The organism is Bradyrhizobium sp. 33ap4 (assembly GCF_032654765.1).
In the GTDB taxonomy this organism is placed as follows: domain Bacteria; phylum Pseudomonadota; class Alphaproteobacteria; order Rhizobiales; family Xanthobacteraceae; genus Bradyrhizobium; species Bradyrhizobium australafricanum.
The window spans coordinates 1-736 of the sequence record NZ_JAUMTJ010000214.1; the positions used below are offsets into that span (position 1 = coordinate 1).

The window sequence follows — 736 nt, forward strand, 5'->3', positions numbered from 1 at the left end:
ATACATTGACATATACTGCTTGAGATCTCGGATCACCCTCTCTGCGAGCCCGTTGCCAGACGGATGATATGGTGACGAAGTCTTCAAGGTGATCCCCTTCTGCTCAGCCCATGATCGGAAACGCTTACTTGTAAATGCTGCTCCGTTATCTGACACCACACACTTTGTGTTACGAAACATTTCTCGTTCAAGTAGGGCCACTACGTTATTTATGCCTTCCTTTCCTGGTTTCGCTGCAACCATCCTAGTGCACTCGTCAATGGCAACGAGGAATGATTGAGTCCTCCCTGTCCCCTCAGACTTCTTTTTGAGCTCCGGGAAGTCTAAATGAAGTTTCAAAGGAGATGGCGAAATGTTTTGTCATCGTCATACGATCAGTAGGGGGCCTATATTTCGCTTTGTTGACCTGGCATTTAGGGCAGGAGCTGACGTACTCTCTTATGCCATTCTTCATGTGGCTCCAAGAAAAACGCTGCCGTATTTTGTGATACGTCCTCCAGAATCCATCGTGACCTCCAGATCCTGCGCTGTCGTGGTAGAGGTGCAGTATTTTCGGTACTAGGGTCTCAGGAATAAAGAACTTCTCCCCAACTTGTTGGAGATCCTCTGTGCCTTCCCATAGCTCAAGGTAGTTGGACCGAACAGCCTCCGGCGAATACATATTAAGCAGTCGCGAAGGTGCATCGGCATCGGTTAAATGTATGCTTGGTCTGTGCACAACTTCAAACTGAAAGTG

At 48.0% G+C, this 736-nt stretch carries 2 protein-coding genes; both read right to left on the bottom strand.

The features are described from left to right. Nucleotides 1-339, bottom strand: a 339-nt coding sequence (locus Q2M23_RS44435) for a DDE-type integrase/transposase/recombinase (protein WP_410469856.1), incomplete at its 3' end; no start/stop codon positions are given. Further along, nucleotides 296-736 (bottom strand): integrase zinc binding domain-containing protein (locus tag Q2M23_RS43720; protein WP_316399543.1); only part of this gene is annotated, 441 nt, incomplete at its 5' end. The genes Q2M23_RS44435 and Q2M23_RS43720, both read right to left, overlap by 44 nt.